This window comes from Micromonospora aridisoli, assembly GCF_056150025.1.
Genome location: NZ_JAXCFK010000028.1, coordinates 1 through 5,242, shown reverse-complemented (window position 1 = coordinate 5,242; position 5,242 = coordinate 1). Strand labels below are relative to the sequence as shown.

General features: G+C 58.1%; 3 rRNA genes. All 3 read left to right on the top strand.

From position 1 onward, the window contains the following. Positions 1-33 precede the first annotated feature (33 nt). The 3 genes from SM447_RS29085 (at position 34) to rrf (ending at position 5,241) form a co-directional block, all read left to right on the top strand. Positions 34-1,547 (top strand): 16S ribosomal RNA (locus SM447_RS29085). A gap of 374 nt (positions 1,548-1,921) precedes the next feature. Further along, positions 1,922-5,030 (top strand): 23S ribosomal RNA (locus SM447_RS29080). Positions 5,031-5,124: 94 nt separating this feature from the next. Further along, positions 5,125-5,241: ribosomal RNA gene (gene rrf, locus SM447_RS29075) — 5S ribosomal RNA — on the top strand. The 16S, 23S and 5S rRNA genes sit together here, the layout of an rRNA operon. Position 5,242: the final 1 nt, after the last annotated feature.

Here is a 5,242-nt window from a genome sequence, read left to right as displayed (position 1 = left end):
TTTTTGTTGCTGGGATGATTTTCCTTCAGGTTTTTGTTGGAGAGTTTGATCCTGGCTCAGGACGAACGCTGGCGGCGTGCTTAACACATGCAAGTCGAGCGGAAAGGCCCTTCGGGGTACTCGAGCGGCGAACGGGTGAGTAACACGTGAGCAACCTGCCCCAGGCTTTGGGATAACCCCGGGAAACCGGGGCTAATACCGGATATGACCTTCGGACGCATGTTCGGGGGTGGAAAGTTTTTCGGCTTGGGATGGGCTCGCGGCCTATCAGCTTGTTGGTGGGGTGATGGCCTACCAAGGCGACGACGGGTAGCCGGCCTGAGAGGGCGACCGGCCACACTGGGACTGAGACACGGCCCAGACTCCTACGGGAGGCAGCAGTGGGGAATATTGCACAATGGGCGGAAGCCTGATGCAGCGACGCCGCGTGAGGGATGACGGCCTTCGGGTTGTAAACCTCTTTCAGCAGGGACGAAGCGCAAGTGACGGTACCTGCAGAAGAAGCGCCGGCCAACTACGTGCCAGCAGCCGCGGTAAGACGTAGGGCGCGAGCGTTGTCCGGATTTATTGGGCGTAAAGAGCTCGTAGGCGGCTTGTCGCGTCGACTGTGAAAACCCGTGGCTCAACTGCGGGCCTGCAGTCGATACGGGCAGGCTAGAGTTCGGTAGGGGAGACTGGAATTCCTGGTGTAGCGGTGAAATGCGCAGATATCAGGAGGAACACCGGTGGCGAAGGCGGGTCTCTGGGCCGATACTGACGCTGAGGAGCGAAAGCGTGGGGAGCGAACAGGATTAGATACCCTGGTAGTCCACGCTGTAAACGTTGGGCGCTAGGTGTGGGGGGCCTCTCCGGTTCTCTGTGCCGCAGCTAACGCATTAAGCGCCCCGCCTGGGGAGTACGGCCGCAAGGCTAAAACTCAAAGGAATTGACGGGGGCCCGCACAAGCGGCGGAGCATGCGGATTAATTCGATGCAACGCGAAGAACCTTACCTGGGTTTGACATCGCCGGAAATCTCACAGAGATGTGGGGTCCTTCGGGGCCGGTGACAGGTGGTGCATGGCTGTCGTCAGCTCGTGTCGTGAGATGTTGGGTTAAGTCCCGCAACGAGCGCAACCCTCGTCCCATGTTGCCAGCAATTCGGTTGGGGACTCATGGGAGACTGCCGGGGTCAACTCGGAGGAAGGTGGGGATGACGTCAAGTCATCATGCCCCTTATGTCCAGGGCTTCACGCATGCTACAATGGCCGGTACAATGGGCTGCGATACCGTGAGGTGGAGCGAATCCCAAAAAGCCGGTCTCAGTTCGGATCGGGGTCTGCAACTCGACCCCGTGAAGTCGGAGTCGCTAGTAATCGCAGATCAGCAACGCTGCGGTGAATACGTTCCCGGGCCTTGTACACACCGCCCGTCACGTCACGAAAGTCGGCAACACCCGAAGCCGGTGGCCCAACCCTTGTGGAGGGAGCCGTCGAAGGTGGGGCTGGCGATTGGGACGAAGTCGTAACAAGGTAGCCGTACCGGAAGGTGCGGCTGGATCACCTCCTTTCTAAGGAGCACCATCCCGCGAAGGCGGGTATGGAGCCCGCGGCCCGCGGATGTCGGGTCGGGGTGCTCATTGGCGGAGACACTGGTGAGTTCGGTCCTGGCAACGGCTGGGTTCTCTTAGTACAGCCATCCTTGGGGTGGTGGGAACGGGGGTCTGGTGCGGCTGGGAGGGAATGGATAGCACCCTGTTGGGTCCTGAAGGAACAACCTGTTGGTGGTTGTCTTTCAGAGGCTGAGTGTGGACTTTCGGGTTCGCCGGCTGCCAGGCATGGCCTGGCCTCGCATACCGCCGATGGTGATCGGGTCTGGTGTGGGGTGGTGGGTTGTGGGTTGGTTGTTTGTTGAGAATTGCACAGTGGACGCGAGCATCTTTGTGGTCAAGTTGTCAAGGGCGAACGGTGGATGCCTTGGCACCAGGAGCCGATGAAGGACGTGGGAGGCCGCGATAGGCCTGGGGGAGCTGTCAACCGAGCTGTGATCCCAGGGTGTCCGAATGGGGTAACCCGGCACCAGTCATGTGGTGTCACCTGCACCTGAACTCATAGGGTGTGTGGAGGGAACGCGGGGAAGTGAAACATCTCAGTACCCGTAGGAAGAGAAAACAATAGTGATTCCGTGAGTAGTGGCGAGCGAAAGCGGATTGAGGCTAAACCGGTTGCGTGTGATACCTGTCAGGGGTTGCGTGGTCGGGGTTGTGGGACCCTGCTGAACATGCTGACACGTGTTCGAGGAGTTATAAAGCCAGTTGTTAGCTGAATGGTCTGGAAAGGCTGACCGTAGACGGTGATAGTCCGGTAGGTGAAAACAGCTGGTCTTCTGTGGGTGTTCCCGAGTAGCGGCGGACTCCTGAAATCTGCCGTGAATCTGCCAGGACCACCTGGTAAGCCTAAATACTTCCTGGTGACCGATAGCGGACGAGTACCGTGAGGGAATGGTGAAAAGTACCCCGGGAGGGGAGTGAAATAGTACCTGAAACCGTTCGCCTACAATCCGTCGGAGCCTTGCGGGGTGACGGCGTGCCTTTTGAAGAATGAGCCTGCGAGTTAGTGGCATGTGGCGAGGTTAACCCGTGTGGGGGAGCCGTAGCGAAAGCGAGTCTGAAGAGGGCGTTTGAGTCGCATGTTCTAGACCCGAAGCGGAGTGATCTAGCCATGGGCAGGCTGAAGCGCGGGTAAGACCGTGTGGAGGGCCGAACCCACCAACGTTGAAAAGTTGGGGGATGACCTGTGGTTAGGGGTGAAAGGCCAATCAAACTCCGTGATAGCTGGTTCTCCCCGAAATGCATTTAGGTGCAGCGTCGTGTGTTTCTTGCCGGAGGTAGAGCACTGGATGGTCTAGGGGGCCTACAAGCTTACCGAAATCAGCCAAACTCCGAATGCCGGTAAGTGAGAGCGCGGCAGTGAGACTGCGGGGGATAAGCTTCGTAGTCGAGAGGGAAACAGCCCAGATCACCAGCTAAGGCCCCTAAGCGTGTGCTAAGTGGAAAAGGATGTGGGGTCGCATAGACAACCAGGAGGTTGGCTTAGAAGCAGCCACCCTTTAAAGAGTGCGTAATAGCTCACTGGTCAAGTGGTTCCGCGCCGACAATGTAGCGGGGCTCAAGCACACCGCCGAAGCTGTGGCACTCACACAGAGCCCGGTGTCTGCCGTTGGGTGGGCATCCAGGTGTGTGGGTGGGTAGGGGAGCGTCGTGCCGGGGGTGAAGCAGCAGGGTGACCTAGTTGTGGACGCGGCACGAGTGAGAATGCAGGCATGAGTAGCGAAAGAAGGGTGAGAAACCCTTCCGCCGGATGACCAAGGGTTCCAGGGCCAGGTTAATCCGCCCTGGGTGAGTCGGGACCTAAGGCGAGGCCGAGAGGCGTAGTCGATGGACAACGGGTTGATATTCCCGTACCCGCGAAGGAGCGCCCATGATGAACCTCGTTGTGCTAACCACCCGAACTGCCGGCGACCTTCGGGTCAATGGTGGGGAGCGTGGGAACCTGGCGGGTAGTAGTCAAGCGATGGGGTGACGCAGGAAGGTAGCTGAGCCCGGCCGGTGGTTGTGCCGGGGTAAGCGTGTAGACCGCACCATAGGCAAATCCGTGGTGCATGAAGGTTGAGACGTGATGCCGAGCCGATTCAGGTGAAGTCAGTGATCCTATGCTGCCGAGAAAAGCCTCTAGCGAGTTCTGAGCGGCCCGTACCCCAAACCGACACAGGTGGTCAGGTAGAGAATACCGAGGCGATCGGGCGAACTGTGGTTAAGGAACTCGGCAAATTGCCCCCGTAACTTAGGGAGAAGGGGGGCCGGAGACGTGAAGCCCCGCGCGGGTGGAGCGTTGTATGGCCGCAGAGAGCAGGGGGAAGCGACTGTTTACTAAAAACACAGGTCCATGCGAAGAAGTAATTCGATGTATATGGACTGACGCCTGCCCGGTGCTGGAACGTTAAGGGGACCTGTTAGCTCTTCGGGGCGAAGCGGAGAACTTAAGCGCCAGTAAACGGCGGTGGTAACTATAACCATCCTAAGGTAGCGAAATTCCTTGTCGGGTAAGTTCCGACCTGCACGAATGGCGTAACGACTTCCCCACTGTCTCAACCACAGGCCCGGCGAAATTGCAGTACGAGTAAAGATGCTCGTTACGCGCGGCAGGACGGAAAGACCCCGGGACCTTTACTATAGCTTGACATTGGTATTTGAGTCGGCTTGTGTAGGATAGGTGGGAGCCGGTGAAGCTCATACGCCAGTATGGGTGGAGGCAATCTTGAAATACCACTCTGGTTGATTCGGGTATCTAACTTCGGACCGTTATCCGGTTCAGGGACAGTGTCTGGTGGGTAGTTTAACTGGGGCGGTTGCCTCCTAAAAGGTAACGGAGGCGCCCAAAGGTTCCCTCAGCCTGGTTGGCAATCAGGTGTTGAGTGCAAGTACACAAGGGAGCTTGACTGTGAGACTGACGGGTCGAGCAGGGACGAAAGTCGGGACTAGTGATCCGGCACTTGCGTGTGGAAGCGGTGTCGCTCAACGGATAAAAGGTACCCCGGGGATAACAGGCTGATCTTCCCCAAGAGTCCATATCGACGGGATGGTTTGGCACCTCGATGTCGGCTCGTCGCATCCTGGGGCTGTAGCAGGTCCCAAGGGTTGGGCTGTTCGCCCATTAAAGCGGTACGCGAGCTGGGTTTAGAACGTCGTGAGACAGTTCGGTCCCTATCCGCCGTGCGCGTAGGATACTTGAGAAGGGCTGTCCCTAGTACGAGAGGACCGGGACGGACGAACCTCTGGTGTGCCAGTTGTCCCGCCAGGGGCACGGCTGGTTAGCTACGTTCGGAAGGGATAACCGCTGAAAGCATCTAAGCGGGAAGCCTGCTTCAAGATGAGGTATCCCACCACCTTCGGGTGGGTAAGGCCCCCAGCTAGACGACTGGGTTGATAGGCCGGAAATGTAAGCCCGGTAACGGGTTCAGTTGACCGGTACTAATAGGCCGAGGACTTGCTCACAAAGATTCTGCTCGCGTCCACTGTGTAACTCACAACAAACAAACACACCCCCGACATTGGTTGGTGTTGGTGTTGTTTGACATGTTGATAAGGTTACGGCGGTCATGGCGGAGGGGAAACGCCCGGTCTCATTCCGAACCCGGAAGCTAAGCCCTCCAGCGCCGATGGTACTGCACCCGGGAGGGTGTGGGAGAGTAGGACACCGCCGGACA